Below are 17785 nucleotides of genomic sequence, written 5' to 3' on the forward strand. Positions count from 1 at the left end.
GGCTATTCACCCCGCAGGCGGTCGCGGACGCGCTCGACGACGTCGGCGTACCGCGCCTCGGCGCCGTAGCGGGTGGGCTCGTAGTAGCGGCGACCGGCGATGGCGTCCGGGGCGTACTGCTGGGCCGCGATCGCGCCCGGCACGTCGTGCGGGTACACGTACCCCTGGGCGTGCCCCAGCTTGGCGGCGCCCTTGTAGTGCCCGTCGCGCAGGTGCGGCGGCACCGGGCCCGCGAGACCGGCCCGGACGTCGGCGAGGGCGGCACCGATCGCGGTGGTGGCCGCGTTCGACTTCGGGGCCAGCGCGAGGGCGATGGTGGCGTGCGACAGGGTCAGCGCGGCCTCGGGGAAGCCGATCATGGCGACCGCCTGGGCGGCGGCGACCGCGGTCGGCAGCGCGGTCGGGTCGGCCAGTCCGATGTCCTCGCTCGCCGAGATCATCAGGCGGCGGGCGATGAACCGGGGGTCCTCCCCCGCCTCGATCATCCGCGCCAGGTAGTGCAGGGCCGCGTCCACGTCCGAGCCCCGGATGGACTTGATCAGCGCGCTGGCCACGTCGTAGTGCTGGTCGCCGTCCTTGTCGTACTTCACCGCGGCCCGGTCGACGGCCTCCTCCAGCGTCCGGAGGGTGATCTCGTCCTCGCCCTGGGCGATGGCCGAGCCGGCCCCCGCCTCCAGCGCGGTCAGCGCGCGCCGGGCGTCGCCGCCGGCGATGCGCAGCAGGTGCGCCTCCGCGTCGGCCGGCAGCGTGACCGCCCCGCCCAGGCCGCGCTCCTCCGCCAGGGCCCGGCGCAGCAGGCCGCTGAGGTCGTCGTCGGTCAGGGGCTCCAGCGTCAGCAGCAGCGAGCGGGACAGCAGCGGGGAGATCACCGAGAAGTACGGGTTCTCCGTGGTCGCGGCGATCAGGGTGACCCAGCGGTTCTCGACCGCGGGCAGCAGGGAGTCCTGCTGGGCCTTGCTGAAGCGGTGGATCTCGTCGAGGAAGAGCACGGTCTCCTTGCCGTACCCGCCCGCGGCGCGGCGCGCGCCCTCGATGACGGCGCGGACCTCCTTGACCCCGGCGGTGATCGCGGACAGCTCCACGAACCGCTTCTGGGTCGCCTGGCTCACCACGTACGCCAGCGTGGTCTTCCCGGTCCCGGGCGGGCCCCACAGGATCACCGAGGACGCGCCGGCCGGGCCGCCGTTGCCGTCGCCGACCAGGCGTCGCAGCGGCGAGCCGGGCTTGAGCAGGTGCTGCTGGCCCACGACCTCGTCGAGGGTGCGCGGGCGCATGCGGACGGCCAGCGGGGCGCTCGCCGGGTCCTTGGCCTGGCGCTCCTCCGCGGCTGCGGTGAACAGATCGGGTTCCACGCCGAAAGCCTAAGCCAGGGGTACGACAGAACGGCCCGGGCGGCAGCTGCCGCCCGGGCCGGGCCGTCGTGCGGATCCGTCGCTCAGGAGGTCCAGAAGTCCCACCAGCGCGTGAGGACCAGCATGCCGATCACGCCGACGTGCAGCACCGGCAGGACCCACGTGAACTCCTCGAGGAAGCCCTTCAGCCAGCCGGGCGCGGGCAGCAGTCCCTGGCGGACGTTGTGCGCGGTGACGTACCAGAACATGAAGATGGTGGCCACCCAGGCCAGGCAGCACCACAGGCACAGCGCGTTGATGCTGTACAGCGACTGGTACTGCAGCCAGGTGCAGAACCCGACGCCGAACAGCGTGCCGGCGTTGAAGGTGAGCCAGTACCAGGGGGCGAAGCGGGCCCCGGCCAGCAGGCTCATGCCGACGCAGATCACGATGCCGTACGAGACGAGGCCGAGCATCGGGTTCGGGAAGCCGAAGGCCGACGCCTGGTCGCTCTTCATGATGCTGCCGCAGGCGACGACCGGGTTCAGGCTGCAGCCCGGGGTGAAGTTCGGGTCCTCGAGGAGCTTGAACTTGTCGATCGTGATCACCCAGGAGGCGAGCAGGCCCGCCGCGCCGGTGATCACCAGCAGCCAGGCGAGCGCGCGGCTGCCGCCCACGGTCCGCCTGGAGTCCACCCCTGAAGTCGTCATGGCGTAGCCCGTCATCCCGTTCGTATCGGTCGTCCCGCCCGTCTGGGCACGGTCATTGTGCCGTACGCGCCCGTGTACACCGTTCGGTGGACACCGCGGCGTGCGGACGGCGGGGGTTGCGCACGGTGGGGCCTCCGGCCGCCTGCGGACGACGAACGCCGACGCGGTCGGCCGCGTCGGCGTTCGTCACGTGGGAGCCGGATCAGGCCAGCTTCGCCCGCACCGCGGCGACGATTGCGTCGACCGGGACGGCGGTCTGCTCGCCGGACTCCATGTCCTTGAGCTGCACGACGCCCTCGGCGAGGTCGCGCTCGCCGGCGACGAGCGTCAGGCGCGCCCCGGACCGGTTGGCGTCCTTCATGGCGCCCTTGAGGCCCTTGCCGCCGTACGAGAAGTCCGCCGCGACGCCCGCCTTGCGCAGCGCGGTGACCGCGCCGAACAGCAGCCGGCGGGCCTCGTCGCCCAGGGCGACCGCGAACACCTCGGTGGTCGCCGGGATGTCGAGGGCGACGCCTTCGGCCTCCAGCGCGAGGACCGTGCGGTCCACGCCCAGCGCCCAGCCCACCGACGGCAGCGCGGGGCCGCCGATCATCTCGGACAGGCCGTCGTAGCGGCCGCCGCCGCCCACCGCGGACTGCGACCCCAGGCCGTCGTGCACGAACTCGAAGGTCGTGCGGGTGTAGTAGTCCAGGCCGCGCACCAGCTTCGCGTCGTCCTCGAACGCCACCCCGGCAGCCGTGACCAGCGCGCGGACCTCCTCGTGGTACGCCTTGCAGGCGTCGCACAGGTAGTCGCGCAGCAGCGGCGCGCCGCCGAGCTGCTTCTGCACCTCGGCACGCTTGTCGTCCAGGACGCGCAGCGGGTTGATCTCGGCGCGGCGGACGGTCTCCTCGTCGAGGTCCAGGCCGCGCAGGAAGGCCTGGAGCGCCTCGCGGTAGACGGGCCGGCACTCCTTGTCGCCCAGCGAGTTCAGCAGGATGCGGAAGTTCGACAGGCCCAGGGAGCGGTAGGCCTGGTCGGCGAGGATGATCAGCTCGGCGTCCAGCGCCGGGTCCTCGGCACCGATCGCCTCGGCGCCGACCTGCGAGAAGTGGCGGTAGCGGCCCTTCTGCGGGCGCTCGTAGCGGTAGTACGAGCCGGAGTACCAGAGCTTGACCGGGAGGCCGCCGGCCTTGTGCATGTTGGCCTCGAGCGCGGCGCGCAGCACGGAGGCGGTGCCCTCGGGGCGCAGCGCGAGGTTGGCGCCGCCCTTGGTGGTGAGGGTGTACATCTCCTTGGTGACGATGTCGGTCGACTCGCCGACACCGCGCGCGAAGAGCTCGACGTCCTCGAAGCCGGGCGTCTCGACGTACCCGTAGCCGGCCTTGCGCAGCGGGCCGGAGATGGCCTCGCGCACGGCCAGGTACTTGGCGGAGTACGGCGGGATGAGGTCGTAGGTGCCCTTGGGGGCCTTGAAGGTGCTCACGAAAGTCTCGTCACATTCCTCGTCGCGGAGCGGCCGTCGGGTCCGCGGCGCGTCCTTGGCGCAGCGCCGCGACCTCCCGCAGGTACGGGTTGGTCGCGCGCTCGCGCCCGATGGTGGTCTGGGGACCGTGGCCGGACAGCACCACGGTCGAGTCGTCGAGCGGCAGGCACACGCGGGCCAGCGACTCGAGCATCTCGGCGTGGGAGCCGCCGGGCAGGTCGGTGCGTCCGATGGAGCCGGCGAAGAGCAGATCGCCCGAGAAGAAGACCGGGGGGATGTCGGCCGCCTCGGGCATCTGGAAGGTCACCGACCCCTTGGTATGGCCGGGCGCGTGCGCGACGGAGAACTGCATGCCGGCCAGGGTGAGCCCACTGCCGTCGGTCAGCTCCCGGACGTCGTCGGGCTCCCCCACCGTGATCTCGCCCATCAGCGGCATGCCGATGGAGCGGCCGAGCGCCTTCTCGGGGTCGCTCATCATGTACCGGTCCTCGGGGTGGATCCACGCGGGTACGTCGTGGGCTCCGCAGACCGGGACCACCGACGCCACATGGTCGATGTGGCCGTGGGTGAGGACGACCGCGACGGGCTTGAGCCGATGCTTCCTGAGCGTCTCCTCGACTCCCTGGGCGGCCTGGTGGCCCGGGTCGATGATCACGCACTCCTCGCCGGCGGCGGGGGCGACCACGTAACAGTTGGTCCCCCAGGCCCCGGCGGGGAACCCGGCAATGAGCACGTTCGTCCTTCGGTCGTCATCGTCGCTGGCGGCCGCTGCGGGCGATCCAGCAGGTGAATGCGGCAGACAGAGCCTACCGGCGCTGCTCATCCCACAGCGAACCCATATACGGTACGGCCTTACCCAGCCCGGACAGCGGTACCTCAGACGTGCACACAGCCGTTCACAGCGGTGCCTCAAGACGTTCAGAAGGAGACGACCGGTGGTCACCAGCGATCAGCGGCGACGCCAGCTCGCCAGGGAGAAGTTCGAGCGCCAGCAGCAGCGCAGGCTCGCGGACCAGCGCAAGGCGCGCCGCAGGGCCGCGGTCATCGGCACCGCGGTGGCCGTGGTGATCGCGGCCGTGGCGGCCACGGTGGCGAGCGGCGCCTTCGCCTCGAAGAAGGACGACACGACCCCCGAGGCGCAGGCGAGCACCGCTCCCACGCCGTCGGCGGAACCGTCCGCCAAGAGCGAGCCCGCGATGGCGATCGACCAGAAGGCGAAGTACACCTTCGACCTGAAGACCGACCAGGGCGAGATGAAGATCACCATGGATGCGGCGAAGACCCCGCACACGGTGAACTCGTTCAAGGCGCTGGCGGACAAGGGCTACTTCGACAAGACGAAGTGCCACCGCCTGACCACCAGCGGCATCTACGTCCTCCAGTGCGGCGACCCCCAGGGCACCGGCAGCGGCGGCCCGGGCTGGACCATCCCGGACGAGAACCTGAACGGTCTGGGCAAGGCGGGCGCCGACGGCACCGTCACGTACCCGGCCGGCACCGTGGCGATGGCCAACACCGGCCAGCCGCACTCGGGCGGCAGCCAGTTCTTCCTGGTCTACAAGGACTCCAAGCTGCCCCCGACCTACACGCCCTTCGGCACCCTCGACGCGGCCGGCCTGAAGGCCGTCCAGGACGTGGCCGCGGAGGGTGTGGCCGGCGGCGCCACCGACGGCGCCCCGAAGAAGGCCGTGACCGTCCAGAAGGCCGCCGTCACCCAGAACTGACGGGCGGCGGAGAACCGGCCGGACGGGGGCCGGACCGGGATCGCCCGGGGCCCGCCGGGCCCCGCGGCGCCCGGTCCGGACCGGCGGCCGATATTCCGTCGCGCTGGATGCGGACAGGCGACCCGGCGGTCGCCTATGTTGGCGTTGTGCAGGGCGGGCGGTGCCCGCCCCAGGAAACTGTGGACGATGCCGGGCGGGTGACCCCCCGCGGGCATCAGGTGGAGGAGGCGCTGTGAGCAGCGACCCGTGGGGCCGCGTCGACGAGACGGGCACCGTGTACGTGCGTACTGCCGATGGCGAGCAGGTCGTCGGCTCGTGGCAGGCGGGCACCCCTGAGGAGGCCCTGGCCTACTTCGAGCGCAAGTACGAGGGCCTGGTGGTCGAGATCGGCCTCCTCGAGCGACGGGTGCGGACCACCGATCTGTCCGCCAAGGACGCGACGACGGCCATCGAGCACCTGCGCCAGCAGGTCGAGGAGCACCACGCGGTGGGCGACCTCGACGCGCTGCGCAGCCGGCTCGACAAGCTGGCCGCGTCGGTGGAGTCGCGCCGCGAGGAGCGCAAGGCGCAGAAGGCCAAGCAGACGGACGAGGCCCGCCACGCCAAGGAGGAGCTGGTCGCCGAGGCCGAGCAGCTGGCGCAGAGCGACCAGTGGCGGGCGGCCGGCGAGCGGCTGCGCGCGCTGGTGGACACCTGGAAGGGCCTGCCGCGTCTCGACCGCAAGTCGGACGACGAACTGTGGCACCGCTTCTCGCACGCCCGCTCGGCGTTCTCCAAGCGGCGCAAGGCGCACTTCGCGTCCCTCGACGCGCAGCGCGAGGACGCCCGCCAGATCAAGGAGCGGCTGGTCGCCGAGGCCGAGTCGCTGTCCGGTTCGACCGACTGGGGTCCGACGGCGGCGCGCTACCGCGAGCTGATGGCGGACTGGAAGGCGGCCGGCCGCGCCCAGCGCGAGTCGGAGGACGACCTGTGGAACCGCTTCCGCGGCGCCCAGGACGTCTTCTTCGCGGCCCGCTCCGAGGTGTTCGCCGAGCGCGACGCCGAGCAGGCCGAGAACCTCAAGCTGAAGGAGGAGCTGGCGGCCGAGGCCGAGAAGCTCGTCCCGGTGACGGACCTGAAGGCGGCCCGCGCCGCGTTCCGGGGCATCAACGAGCGCTGGGAGGCCATCGGCCACGTGCCGCGGGACGCGCGTCCCAAGGTCGAGGGCCGGATGCACGCCGTCGAGCGGGCCCTGCAGGAGTCCGAGGAGGCCGAGTGGCGCCGGACGAACCCGGAGGCGCGGGCCCGCGCCGCGGGTCTGACCGGCCAGCTGCAGGCCGCCGTGGACAAGCTGCGCGAGCAGGCCGAGGCGGCGCGTGCCGCGGGCAACACGGCCAAGGCCGACAAGCTCGAGCGTGAGCTGGAGGGCCGCCAGGCCCTCCTCGACCAGGCCCTGAAGGGCCTGGAGGAGTTCGGCGGCTGATCATCCGTCCCCGTCCGGTCGTCCCGACCGGCAGCGGCGGTGGTACGGGGGCCCGACGGTGCGTACGGCACCGTCGGGCCCCCGGTGTTTCCGGGCGGTCACCGGACCCGGTGGTCCCCCGCGCCGATGTCGATGGCCCGCCACAGCACTTCGCAGGCCTGGATGTGGTTGCCGGACTCCTGGAGCAGGTCGGCCAGCCGCCGGCACAGGAGCACCGCCTCCGGCCCGTAGGGCTTGTGGAGCTGCTGGTAGGCCGACTCCAGTACGGCGATGGCCTCGGCGAGGTGGCCGGTCTCGGTGAGCAGCTCCGAGAGCTCCAGCTGGACGGCGAAGCGCACCGTGTGCCCCTCCGGCTGCTCCTGGAGGGCGAGCCGGAGGACGGGCAGCGCGTCCCGCGTGTTGCCCTGGCGGCGCAGCATGCGCGCGATGTTCAGCCCGGTGGCCACGGCGGCCGTGCGCACGTCGGCGTCGAGGACGGGACCCGCGGGGGCCCGGTGCCCCGCCCTGGCCTTGTTGCGGACCAGGTGCAGCGCTCCCATCGCGTTCTCCTGGGACCGCTGCGGCAGCGGCCGGTTCTTCGCGCCCAGCCGGGCCGTGAGCTCGCGGTAGAGCGCGTCGAGGTCGAGGAGTTCGGCGGCCTCCGGGATGCCGTGGCGGAGGATGTACAGGAGCTCGGCGGTGAAGGCGGTGTACCGCTCGCCGTCGGGCGCCAGGGCGACCCGGTCGCGGGGTGCGGACGTGATCACGTAGACCCCGTCGACGGCGGCCTCGCCGGCGATGGAGCGGGTGTCCCCGGCGAGGGTGCGGGCGGCCCGGCCGCTGAAGCAGCAGTCGAGGACGACCACCTTGCGGCGGGCCCGGGAGGCCCGCAGGGCGGTGCGCAGGTGGCTGTAGGCGACGGCCGAGTACCCGACGCCGTCACGGGAGGTGCCGAGGGCGAGGTAGAGGTCCGCCGAGTCGGGATCGCGCATGCCGTGGCCCGCGTAGTAGACCACCAGGGTGTCGGTGGCCTCGTCGGCGGCCTGGTGCACCGGGTCGAGCAGGTCGACGGCGCTCTGCGGGTCGAGGACGACGGTGCAGTGTTCGCCGGGGAGCCCCCACACGGTCGCGTCGCGGAGTTCGCCGGCGAGGTCGAGGAGGTTCGCCTCGACGGCGGGCAGCTGGTCGAGGTGGTGGTAGGCGGCGGTGCCGAGGAGTACGGCGCGGGAGCTGCCGGGGTCAGCGAGGGCCGGCATCGCCCTCGCCCGCGTCGGCGTTCCCCTGCCCGTCCCGCAGCTGCTCGAGGATGTTCCGTACCGTCTCCTGGTCGGCGGCCAGCCGGCCCTCCAGCCGCACCTCCACCGCTCCGCGGCGCAGCACGGTGGCGGCGGGGCGGCGGAGCGCCGCGCGCCATTGGAGCACGGAGAGGACGAGACCTCCCAGGCCGAGCCCACTGGAGACGGCGAACTCGAGCACGTCGAGGGTGCCGCCGCCCATGGCCCCCGGTTCCCTGCGAGCACGGGCGGCCGTCCGGCCGCGGACCGCGCCGCCGAGGGCTTCGTCCTCGCGGAGCCAGGACGACAGCGCCCGCAGGGCCGCCTCGTCGTCGCCGGTCTCCGCAACGCCCACGCTGATGTCAGGCACCGCTCGGGTCCTTTCGCTGGTCCACCGCCGAGTTCACCCGGGCGAGCAGCTCGACGGCCTCGCCGGCGGCGCCCAGCCGGGCCAGGCAGATGCCCTGCCAGTACATCGCGGTGAGGGTGGTGGTGTGGGTGGGCCCCAGGGCGGAGGTGCAGGAGTAGACGAGCACCGCCAGCATCTGCGAGGCCTCGGTCAGCTGGTTGGTGAGCACGAGGTTGACCGCTTCGCGCAGCCGGGAGGCCGCCTTCCGCGTGTCCATCCCGCTCATGACGGTGCGGCGGAAGCCGACGCTGAGGTTGACGCGGTGCAGCGGGCTCGCCGCGGGTGCCGCGTCGGGTCCGGCCCCGCCCACGTACCACCCGTACTCCGGCAGCTCCTCGGCGGGCGGGGGGCCGGGGACCGGCGGCGGGCCGGGGGCGAAGGGCCGGAACTGGGTCACGTCCTCGGGGCCCGCGGCGGGCCGCGGGACGGCCGGGGGCGGCGGGGGCGGCACGAAGGCGGGTTCGCCGGGCGGGTCCAGCTCGTAGTCCCCGTCCGCGGTCGGGGTGGCGAGTCCGCGGATCGCCGCCTCCCTGAGCCGGTCGGCGACCAGCCCGGCCAGGTCCTCGCGACCGCCGTCGGCGAGCAGCCCGAGCTGGGAGACGGCCGCGCCCGCCGTGGTGGGCCGCTGCTCGGGCCGGCGGGCGCAGAGGGCGTCGATCGCCAGGTTGAGGCGCTCCGGGTAGCCGGTGTTCCGGCCGGCGAGCGGGGGGATTCCGCTGCCCATGGCCTCGACGAGCACGCCGAGGACGTCCGGCGCGGCGTCGAAGGGGAGTTCGCCGGTGGCCATCAGGTACATGCACACGCCGAGCGCGTACAGGTCGCCGGCCGGCGCCGGTTCCGTGCCCTCGATGACCTCCGGCGCCATGAACTGGGGAGTGCCGACGGCGATGCCCGTGGCGGTCACCCGGTCCCCGCCCACGAGGGAGGCGAGCCCGAGGTCCAGCAGGACCACGCCCCCGTCCCGGGTGAGTCCGACGTTGGACGGCTTGACGTCCCGGTGCAGGACGCCCGCTTCGTGCACGGCCCGCAGGGCCTCGGCCATGCACAGGCCGACCCAGGCGGCGGTGGGGGCCGCGACGCGGCCGACGGCCTTCACGAGCTGGGCCAGGTTCATCCCGTCGAGGAGCTGCATGACCAGGTACGGGGTGCCCTCGTACTCCCCGGAGTCGTACAGGGTGACCACGCCGCGGTGCCGGATGCGGGTGAGCGCCTCGACCTCGCGGTGGAAGCGGCGCAGCCACTCCGAGGCGGGGCCCCGGGCCGCGGCGGCGGTCAGCATCTTGACCGCCACGCGCCGCCCGAGCTTGGTGTCCTCCGCCTCGTACACCGCACCGACGCTGCCGCGTCCCAGCAGTCGCAGCAGCTGGTAGCGGCCCTCGACTAACGCACCTTCGGCCATTCCGCCCCCCTCGGGGAGCAGCCTACGGCTTACGGCCGACGGGCGGAGGTCACCCGGTAGACGTCGTACACGCCCTCCACGCCGCGGACGGCCTTGAGGACGTGTCCGAGGTGCTTGGGGTCGCCCATCTCGAAGGTGAACCGCGAGGTGGCCACCCGGTCGCGGGAGGTCTGCACGGCCGCCGACAGGATGTTGACGTGCTGGTCGGACAGGACGCGGGTGACGTCGGACAGCAGGCGGGACCGGTCCAGCGCCTCGACCTGGATGGCGACCAGGAAGACGGAGGACTGGGTGGGAGCCCACTCGACCTCGAGGATCCGCTCGGGCTGCTGCGAGAGCGAGTCCACGTTGACGCAGTCCGCGCGGTGAACCGATACGCCACTGCCGCGCGTGACGAAGCCGATGATCGGGTCGCCCGGCACCGGGGTGCAGCAGCGGGCGAGCTTGACCCACACGTCCTCGACGCCCTTGACGACGACGCCGGGGTCGGCGTTCGCGCGCCGCTTGCTGCGGCCGCGCGTCGGCGGGACGCTCTCCTCGATGTCCTCGTTGGCCGCCTCCTCGCCACCCATGGCCTGCACGAGCTTGGAGACCACGGCCTGGGCGGAGACGTGCCCCTCGCCGATGGCCGCGTACAGCGACGAGATGTCGGGGTAGCGCATCTCGTGCGCGAGGGTGACCAGCGAGTCGCCGGTGAGGATCCGCTGGATCGGCAGGTTCTGCTTGCGCATGGCCCGCGCGATGGCGTCCTTGCCCTGCTCGATGGCCTCGTCCCGGCGCTCCTTGGAGAACCAGGCGCGGATCTTGTTGCGGGCCCGCGGGGACTTCACGAACGTCAGCCAGTCGCGGGACGGGCCCGCGCCCTCGGCCTTGGACGTGAAGACCTCGACGGTGTCGCCGTTGTCGAGGGTGGACTCCAGCGGTACGAGGCGGCCGTTGACCCGGGCCCCTATGGTCCGGTAGCCGACCTCGGTGTGGACCGCGAAGGCGAAGTCCACCGGGGTGGCCCCGGCCGGCAGTGCTATGACGTCGCCCTTGGGCGTGAAGACGAAGACCTCGTTGCGCGAGAGGTCGAAGCGCAGCGAGTCGAGGAACTCGCCCGGGTCCTCGGTCTCCTTCTGCCAGTCGAGCAGCTGGCGCAGCCAGGCCATGTCGTTGACGGTGTCCTGGCCGGCGCTGCCCTTGGCGGCCTGCGGGACGTCGGTGCGGATCTTCGAGGCGCCGGCGACGGTCTGCTGCTTGTACTTCCAGTGCGCGGCGATGCCGTACTCGGCCCGGCGGTGCATGTCGAAGGTGCGGATCTGCAGCTCGACGGGCTTGCCGTTGGGGCCGATGACCGTGGTGTGCAGCGACTGGTACATGTTGAACTTGGGCATCGCGATGTAGTCCTTGAACCGCCCCGGAACCGGGTTCCAGCGGGCGTGGACGGTGCCCAGGGCCGCGTAGCAGTCGCGGACCGTGTCGACGAGGACGCGGATGCCCACCAGGTCGTAGATCTCGGCGAAGTCCCGGCCCCGCACGATCATCTTCTGGTAGACGCTGTAGTAGTGCTTGGGGCGGCCGGTGACGGTGGCCTTGATTCGGGCGGCCCGCAGGTCGGCCTGCACCTCGTCGGTGACGACGGCGAGGTACTCGTCCCGCTTCGGGGCGCGCTCGGCGACGAGGCGGACGATCTCGTCGTACATCTTGGGGTAGAGGATCGCGAAGGCGAGGTCCTCCAGCTCCCACTTGATCGTGTTCATGCCCAGGCGGTGGGCCAGGGGCGCGTAGATCTCGAGGGTCTCGCGGGCCTTCTTCTCCTGCTTCTCCCGCTTGAGGTAGCGCATCGTGCGCATGTTGTGCAGGCGGTCGGCGAGCTTGATGACCAGGACGCGCGGGTCCTTGGCCATGGCCACGACCATCTTGCGGACGGTCTCGGCCTGCGCGGCCTCGCCGAACTTGACCTTGTCCAGCTTGGTGACGCCGTCGACGAGCAGGGCGACGGCGTCGCCGAAGTCGCGGCGCAGCTGGTCGAGGCCGTACTCGGTGTCCTCGACGGTGTCGTGCAGCAGCCCCGCCATCAGGGTGGCCGGGTCCATGCCGAGCTCGGCGAGGATCGTGGTGACGGCGAGCGGGTGCGTGATGTACGGGTCGCCGCTCTTGCGCTTCTGGCCGCGGTGCCAGCGCTCGGCGACCTGGTAGGCCTTCTCGATCTGGCGCAGCGTGGCCGTCTCGATCTTCGGGTCGTTGCTGCGGACGATGCGCAGCAGCGGCTCGAGGACCGGGTTGTACGGGTTGGAGCGCTGGACGCCCAGCCGGGCGAGGCGGGCCCGGACGCGGTTGGAGGAGCCGGCCGGCTTCGCCGGCAGCGGCCGGGGCGCGGGCGCCGGCGGGGCCAGCGGCGGCACGGGCGGCGTGGCCGGCTGGGCCGGCTTCGGGCCCGCCGCGGGCTTGCCGGGCGCGGCGGGAGGCGCCGTGGCCGGGTCGGCCTGCTGGTCGGGCTGCGCGGCGGAGAGTGGCTGGACCTCGTCTGGCAAGAGCGCTCCTCGTGCGGTTCCGGGTCCTCCGGTCAGGTCCGGAAAACCCATGGTAGCGAGCGTTCGGCCGCGCCGTTCGCCTCGCCCACCCAGCGGACGGCCGCACTCCGGCCCGCTCGCCGGCGCCCGTCGCGCCCACCTGCTGCGTACAGCGGAAACGGCGGGCACCGGAATTCCCGGTGCCCGCCGTTCGAGAGCGTTCGCTCGAAACCGGTCAGACGGTGATCAGGGCGTCCAGCGGGGCACCCGCCAGCGCCTGCTCCAGCCGGGCGCGCCCGGGCAGGAAGCTGAGCTCCATCAGGACCGCCACGCCCGCGACCTCGGCCCCGGCCCGCCGGATGAGCTCCAGCGAGGCCTCGGCCGTGCCGCCGGTGGCCAGGACGTCGTCGATGACCATGACCCGGTCGCCCGGCCCGAGGTCCTCGGCGTGCACCTCGATCTCCGCGGTGCCGTACTCGAGCTCGTACGCCTGGCGCAGGGTCGCGCCGGGCAGCTTGCCGGCCTTGCGGACCGGCACGAAGCCGATGCGGGACTGCACCGCGACCGGTGCGGCCAGGATGAACCCGCGGGCCTCCAGGCCGACGATCTTCGTCGCGCCGTGCCGGACGCAGAGCTCCACGAGCGCCTCGGTGAGCGCGTGGAAGGCCTCCGGGTCCGCCAGCAGCGGGGTGATGTCCTTGAACATCACGCCCGGCTTCGGGTAGTCCGGTACGTCCTTGATCCGGCTGAGCAGCAGCTCGCGCACGTCGCCGGTCACCGGCGGCGGCCCGTCGCCCGACCGGCCGGACCGGACTGGCCCACGACCTCGGCGCCCGACAGGTCGGTGCCGTCCGACTCGCCCTTGGCGGCCGCGCTCGCACGCTTGGCGAGGACCCGCTTGCGCAGGGCCTTCATCGCCGGGTCGCGCTCCTTGAGCTCGGCGACCAGCGGGGTCGCGATGAAGATCGAGGAGTACGCACCGGCCGCGAGGCCGACGAACAGCGACAGCGAGATGTCGTTGAGCATGCCCGCGCCCAGGACGCCGCCGCCGATGAACAGCAGGCCGGCGACCGGGAGCAGCGCCACGACGGTGGTGTTGATGGAGCGGACCAGCGTGCCGTTGAGGCTGCGGTTGGCGATCTCGCTGTAGGTGTAGCGGGTCTGCTTGGTGATGTCCTTGGAGGCTTCCTTCAGACCGTCGAAGACGACGACGGTGTCGTAGAGGGAGTAACCGAGGATCGTCAGCAGACCGATGACCGTGCCCGGGGTGACCTCGAAGCCGACCAGCGCGTACACGCCGACGGTGATGGTGAGGTCGTGGATGAGCGCGATCAGGGCCGCGACGGCCATGCGCCACTCGAACGCGATGGCCAGGTAGATCACCACGAGGATCATGAAGACCCCGAGGCCCGTCCAGGCCTTGTTGGCGATCTGCTCACCCCAGCTGGGGCCGACCAGGTCGGCGTTGATGTCCGCTTCCTTGACGCTCAGGTCGGCGGCCAGCTTCGCCTTGACGCTGTTGGCCTGGTCGGTGTCCAGACCGGAGATCTGGATGCGCAGGCCGCCGGTGCCGAGCTCCTGGACGATCGCGTCGTGGCCGGAGGCGCTCTCGGCCTCCTCCTGGGCCTTGGCGACGGAGACGTCGACCTTCGGGGTGGTGAAGACGGCACCGCCCTTGAACTCGATGCCCATGTTGAGGCCCTGGACGGCCAGCGCCACGATCGCCGTGATGGTGATCAGGACGGAGACGCCGTACCAGATGAAGCGCTTGCCGACGAAGTCGTAGCCGACCTCGCCGCGGTAGAGGCGGGCGCCGAGGGTTCCGAGCTTCGACATCTCAGACCTCCTTCGCATCGACAGGGGCAGAGACACGACGGGACGACCGCAGCGGCGGCTTGGCGCCGAGCCGCTTGGGGTCCAGACCCGACCAGGGGTGGCCGTCGGCGAAGAACTTGGTGCGCGCCAGCAGCGTCATGATCGGCTTGGTGAAGAGGAACACCACGACGATGTCGAGGAGCGTGGTCAGGCCGAGCGTGAACGCGAAGCCCTGGACCTTGCCGACGGTGACGATGAAGAGCACCGCGGCGGCCAGGAACGACACGAAGTCGGAGACCAGGATCGTGCGCCGGGCGCGCGGCCAGGCCCGCTCGACGGCCGGACGCAGGGTGCGGCCCTCGCGGATCTCGTCGCGGATGCGCTCGAAGTACACGATGAAGGAGTCGGCGGTGATACCGATCGCGACGATCGCACCGCAGACGGCCGGCAGGTTCAGCGCGAAGCCGATGGCCTTGCCGAGCAGCGCCATGATCGTGTACGTGAGGATCGCGGAGACCATGAGGCTGACGATGGCGACGGACGCCAGGCCGCGGTAGTAGGCCACCAGGTAGATGATCACGAGCGCGAGGCCGATGGCACCGGCGATGAGGCCGGCCTTCAGCTGCTCGCCACCGAGGGCGGCGGTGACGGTGGTGACGCTGTCCTCCTGGAAGGACAGCGGCAGCGCGCCGTAGGAGAGCATGTTGCCCAGGTCCTGGGCGGTCTGCTGGGTGAAGCCGCCGGTGATCTCGGCGCTGCCGCCGGTGATCGCGCTGCTCACGGACGGCGCGGAGACCACGTCGCCGTCGAGGACGATGGCGAACTGGTTCTGCGGCGACTGCTGGGAGGCCAGCTTGCCGGTGGTGGCGGCGAACTTGTCGCCGCCCTTGTCCGTGAACTTCAGCTGGACGAGCCACATGGCGCGCTGCGGGTCGAGGACGCCCTTGGCGTCGGAGATGTCCTTGCCGTCGACCTCGACCGGGCCGAGCAGGTACTTCTCCCAGACCTTGCCGTTCTGGCCGCACGCGATGGTGGTGTCGGTGGGCTTGGCGCCCTTGCCGGCCGTGGCGCGCTGGTCGGGCTTGGCGCAGTCGAGCGCGGCGAACTGCTTCTGCAGGTCACCGGAGGCGGCGCCGGAAGGCGTCGGGGTCGGCGCGGTCTTCTTGCCGTCGGCCTTCTTGTCGCCGGCCTTCTTGTCGTCCGCCTTGCCGCTGGCGCCGGGCGTCGGCGCGCCCGTGGCCGTCAGGGCCTCGGGAAGCGCGCGGCCCTGCGAGGAAGCGCTGGCCTTGGGCGTCGGCGTGGCGCCGCCCTTGGTGCCGCTCTCGGCCTTCGGCTTGCCGGAGGAGCTCGCCGACGGGGTCGGCTCCGGCATGGTGGGGGTGCCCGGCGCGTACGCGAGCACGGGGCGGAAGTAGAGCTGCGCGGTCGTACCGACCTGCTCGCGCGCCTGCTTCTCGTTGGTCCCCTTGGGGATGTTCACGATGATGTGATCGCGGCCCTGCGTCTGGACCTCGGCCTCGGAGACGCCGAGACCGTTGACGCGGCGCTCGATGATGCCGACCGCGGTGTTCATGTTGGTCTCGTTGACCGCGTCCGGCTTGCCGGGCTCGCTCTTGGCCTTGAGCGTGATCGTCGTACCGCCCGCGAGGTCGATGCCCAGGCGCGGCGTGGTCTGCTTGGAGATGAACATCCCCGCGGTGAGCGCCACCATCGCGATGAGGATCACCGCCAGGGCACGGCCCGGCCTGCCCTGCGCCCCCGCGGGCCGTCGGCCCTTCTTCGGTGCTGCCACCTTTGTCGTATCTCCCTGTCCAACCGCCGGCGCCGGGTGTGCGCACGGCGGCCACGAAGTGGTTCGGGGCCTGTCCCCCGCGTCAGTGAGCCATGTGCGGGGACCGCGCCGCGCCGGTGGGCGCCGCGCGGTCCCCTGCCACGGACTTACTTCGCGTCGGCCTCGCCGTCGTTCTTTCCGTCCTTGGTGCCCGGGGCCGCGTCCTCGTCGACGCCCTCGGCCTTGCCGAGGTCGATCTTGGAGTCCTCCGCCTTGTCGGCGCCCTCCGTCAGCGAGGAGGCGTCGTCCGGGACGACCGGCGTGTCGATCGTCAGATCATCGCCGGTGCCGTGGACGATGCGGTTGTACTCCTCGTCCTCCAGGACGGCGCCGATGGCGTTCTTCGCGAAGACCGCGTGGACGCCGGGGGCCACCTCGAGGAGGACGGTGTCGTCGTTGACCTCCTTGACGGTGGCGTACATGCCGCCGATCGTGCGGACGCCCGCGCCGGGCGCCATCCGGTCGCGCATCTGCACGGCCTGCGCCTGCTTCTTCTTCGCAGAGCGGGTCATCAGGAACATGGCCCCGATGAGCACGATGAACGGGAGGAAGGTCACGAGACTGTTGCTCATGGGACGGAGATTCCTTCGCACGACCGCGCTGGAAGAGCGGCCTTTTTGGGGGTGGGCACGCCGACCCTCGAGACGGGTCGGCATCGGCGGAGTCTAGGCGAGTCCGCACCGTACGAACAACGCCCAGCATCCCACCCCGGTTCCTGACCAGGCGACATCCTGGCCGTCACGACTCGAACACGACTGCGGGACCACGCCAAGATCACGGCCGATCACGCATCGTGACGCCCGAACACTCCTGGTCACGCACCGAACAGGTCCTGTTGTCCGCTTGATCCGGTCCCCCCGCCCTGGCGCGGCGGTACGAGGCCCAGGTGGGCCCACGCGGCGGGCGTGGCGACCCGGCCCCGGGGCGTACGGGCCAGCAGGCCCTCCCGGACGAGGAACGGCTCGGCCACCTCCTCGACGGTCTCCCGCTCCTCGCCGACGGCCACCGCGAGCGTCGACAGGCCCACCGGTCCGCCGCCGAACAGCTTGAGCAGGGCCTCGAGGACGGCGCGGTCCAGCCGGTCCAGCCCGCGGCCGTCCACCTCGTACACGGCGAGCGCGGCGGCGGCCACCTCGCGGGTGATGACGCCGTCGGCCCTGACCTGCGCGTAGTCCCGGACGCGGCGCAGCAGGCGATTGGCGATGCGGGGCGTGCCGCGGGACCGGCCGGCGATCTCGGCGGCGCCCTCGCCCTCGATCTCGACGTCGAGGAGGCGGGCGGAGCGGTGGATGACGCGCTGGAGCTCTTCGGGCGCGTAGAACTCCATGTGGCCGGTGAAGCCGAACCGGTCGCGCAGCGGCGGCGGCAGCAGGCCGGCCCGGGTGGTGGCGCCGACCAGGGTGAACGGGGGGAGCTCCAGCGGGATGGCGGTGGCGCCGGGCCCCTTGCCGACGATCACGTCGACCCGGAAGTCCTCCATCGCCATGTAGAGCATCTCCTCGGCGGGCCGGGACATGCGGTGGATCTCGTCGAGGAAGAGCACCTCGCCCTCCTGGAGCGAGGACAGGATCGCCGCCAGGTCGCCGGCGTGCTGGATCGCCGGGCCCGAGGTGATGCGGATGGGGGCGCCCATCTCGGCCGCGATGATCATCGAGAGGGTGGTCTTGCCGAGTCCGGGCGCGCCGGAGAGCAGCACGTGGTCCGCCGTGGCGCCGCGCTGCCGGGCCGCCTTGAGGACGAGGTCGAGCTGCTGGCGGACCTTCTCCTGGCCGACGAACTCGTCGAGGTCCTTCGGCCGCAGGGCCGCCTCGACGGCACTGTCGTCGCGGTCGGCGTCGGCGCCGACCAGGCGCGCCGCGGCGTCCTCGGCGGCTTCCTCGTCCCAGTTCAC

General features: G+C 72.2%; 15 protein-coding genes. 2 read left to right on the forward strand and 13 right to left on the reverse strand.

The features are described 5' to 3' along the window. Positions 1-2 precede the first annotated feature (2 nt). The 4 genes from IF43_RS0101160 to IF43_RS0101175 all read right to left on the reverse strand — a co-directional run bounded on the left by IF43_RS0101160 (position 3) and on the right by IF43_RS0101175 (position 4239). Complete coding sequence (locus tag IF43_RS0101160; RefSeq protein WP_030192751.1) at positions 3-1352, reverse strand: replication-associated recombination protein A; 1350 nt, start codon at positions 1350-1352, stop codon at positions 3-5. Positions 1353-1435: 83 nt separating this feature from the next. Next, on the reverse strand, positions 1436-2041 hold the full coding sequence (locus IF43_RS0101165) for a vitamin K epoxide reductase family protein (RefSeq protein ID WP_037887173.1): 606 nt from the start codon (positions 2039-2041) through the stop codon (positions 1436-1438). A gap of 202 nt (positions 2042-2243) precedes the next feature. After that, on the reverse strand, positions 2244-3506 hold the full coding sequence (hisS, locus tag IF43_RS0101170) for a histidine--tRNA ligase (RefSeq protein WP_030192755.1): 1263 nt from the start codon (positions 3504-3506) through the stop codon (positions 2244-2246). Between the two features lie 10 nt (positions 3507-3516). Beyond that, the gene (locus IF43_RS0101175; RefSeq protein ID WP_030192757.1) at positions 3517-4239 is read right to left on the reverse strand and encodes an MBL fold metallo-hydrolase; all 723 of its coding nucleotides are present in this window, start codon (positions 4237-4239) and stop codon (positions 3517-3519) included. Positions 4240-4441: 202 nt separating this feature from the next. Here IF43_RS0101175 and IF43_RS0101180 point away from each other — a divergent pair, with 202 nt between their 5' ends. Together IF43_RS0101180 and IF43_RS0101185 are read left to right on the forward strand one after the other, a co-directional pair. Then, the gene (locus IF43_RS0101180; RefSeq protein ID WP_030192759.1) at positions 4442-5230 is read left to right on the forward strand and encodes a peptidylprolyl isomerase; all 789 of its coding nucleotides are present in this window, start codon (positions 4442-4444) and stop codon (positions 5228-5230) included. A 232-nt stretch (positions 5231-5462) separates the two neighbouring features. Beyond that, complete coding sequence (locus IF43_RS0101185) at positions 5463-6692, forward strand: DUF349 domain-containing protein (protein ID WP_030192762.1); 1230 nt, start codon at positions 5463-5465, stop codon at positions 6690-6692. 98 nt (positions 6693-6790) lie between these two features. On the opposite strand, the gene IF43_RS0101190 is transcribed toward IF43_RS0101185, so the two are convergent. From IF43_RS0101190 to ruvB, 9 genes are all read right to left on the reverse strand, one after another. After that, positions 6791-7927 carry a caspase family protein gene (locus tag IF43_RS0101190; protein ID WP_051794515.1) on the reverse strand — a complete coding sequence of 379 codons (1137 nt, stop codon included), beginning with the start codon at positions 7925-7927 and terminating at the stop codon, positions 6791-6793. Next, on the reverse strand, positions 7911-8315 hold the full coding sequence (locus IF43_RS0101195) for a hypothetical protein (RefSeq protein WP_030192767.1): 405 nt from the start codon (positions 8313-8315) through the stop codon (positions 7911-7913). The genes IF43_RS0101190 and IF43_RS0101195 overlap by 17 nt, the downstream gene beginning before the upstream one ends. Next, positions 8308-9753: a serine/threonine-protein kinase gene (locus IF43_RS37740; RefSeq protein WP_051794516.1), complete on the reverse strand. Its 1446-nt coding sequence runs from the start codon at positions 9751-9753 to the stop codon at positions 8308-8310. The genes IF43_RS0101195 and IF43_RS37740 overlap by 8 nt, the downstream gene beginning before the upstream one ends. 29 nt (positions 9754-9782) lie before the next feature. Beyond that, positions 9783-12269 carry a bifunctional (p)ppGpp synthetase/guanosine-3',5'-bis(diphosphate) 3'-pyrophosphohydrolase gene (locus IF43_RS0101205; protein WP_030192770.1) on the reverse strand — a complete coding sequence of 829 codons (2487 nt, stop codon included), beginning with the start codon at positions 12267-12269 and terminating at the stop codon, positions 9783-9785. A gap of 214 nt (positions 12270-12483) precedes the next feature. Beyond that, a complete protein-coding gene (locus tag IF43_RS0101210; RefSeq protein WP_030192773.1) occupies positions 12484-13026 on the reverse strand; it encodes an adenine phosphoribosyltransferase in 543 nt (180 codons plus the stop codon). Continuing rightward, a complete protein-coding gene (gene secF / locus IF43_RS0101215; protein ID WP_030192775.1) occupies positions 13023-14084 on the reverse strand; it encodes a protein translocase subunit SecF in 1062 nt (353 codons plus the stop codon). The genes IF43_RS0101210 and secF overlap by 4 nt, the downstream gene beginning before the upstream one ends. A 1-nt stretch (position 14085) precedes the next feature. Then, positions 14086-15855, reverse strand: a complete 1770-nt coding sequence (secD, locus tag IF43_RS0101220; protein ID WP_030192776.1) for a protein translocase subunit SecD — start codon at positions 15853-15855, stop codon at positions 14086-14088. A gap of 146 nt (positions 15856-16001) precedes the next feature. Beyond that, positions 16002-16466 (reverse strand): preprotein translocase subunit YajC, encoded by a 465-nt coding sequence (gene yajC, locus IF43_RS0101225; protein WP_030192778.1) that lies wholly within the window; start codon positions 16464-16466, stop codon positions 16002-16004. Positions 16467-16708: 242 nt separating this feature from the next. Next, positions 16709-17785, reverse strand: a complete 1077-nt coding sequence (ruvB, locus tag IF43_RS0101230) for a Holliday junction branch migration DNA helicase RuvB (RefSeq protein WP_030192780.1) — start codon at positions 17783-17785, stop codon at positions 16709-16711.

This window comes from Streptomyces sp. NRRL S-87 (assembly GCF_000719335.1).
GTDB lineage: Bacteria > Actinomycetota > Actinomycetes > Streptomycetales > Streptomycetaceae > Streptomyces.

Coding starts and splice junctions, on each gene's coding strand:
- secF (WP_030192775.1), bottom strand. CDS start 14,084: ATGTCGAAGCTCGGAACCCTCGGCGCCCGCCTCTACCGCGGCGAGGTC.
- yajC (WP_030192778.1), bottom strand. CDS start 16,466: ATGAGCAACAGTCTCGTGACCTTCCTCCCGTTCATCGTGCTCATCGGG.
- IF43_RS37740 (WP_051794516.1), bottom strand. CDS start 9,753: ATGGCCGAAGGTGCGTTAGTCGAGGGCCGCTACCAGCTGCTGCGACTG.
- IF43_RS0101165 (WP_037887173.1), bottom strand. CDS start 2,041: ATGACGACTTCAGGGGTGGACTCCAGGCGGACCGTGGGCGGCAGCCGC.
- IF43_RS0101190 (WP_051794515.1), bottom strand. CDS start 7,927: ATGCCGGCCCTCGCTGACCCCGGCAGCTCCCGCGCCGTACTCCTCGGC.